At 76.4% G+C, this 259-nt stretch carries 1 pseudogene; it reads right to left on the bottom strand.

Annotated features, from left to right (window positions below):
- Positions 1-259: pseudogene (locus tag B7767_RS47130) on the bottom strand (peptidase); the annotation flags it as partial.

The following is a 259-nucleotide window of genomic DNA, read 5'->3' as shown; positions in this document are numbered from 1 at the left end:
AGGAGGACCGTGGTCAGGCCTACGGCCGCGATCGTCAGGGAGCGGTTGTGGGGGGTGGGGTCGGCGGGAGCCGGCATGTGGGCGGGGGCGGGGGTCCGCGCGGGGGGCGTCGTGCGGTCCTGGATCAGGGACAGGGCGGCGTACGAGTCCAGGCGTGGGGTGTCCGACGGGTAGGCGGTGTCGAGGAGGCGGCGGGTGACCTCGGCCGCCGTGAGGTCGGGGTGGTAGGCGCGGACGAGTGCGGCGGTGCCCGCGACGC

Origin of the sequence: Streptomyces sp. 13-12-16 (genome assembly GCF_002114215.1) — a bacterium.
In the GTDB taxonomy this organism is placed as follows: domain Bacteria; phylum Actinomycetota; class Actinomycetes; order Streptomycetales; family Streptomycetaceae; genus Streptomyces.
Note: the sequence above shows the minus strand (reverse complement) of the source record. Positions and strands in the feature narration are given on the sequence as shown.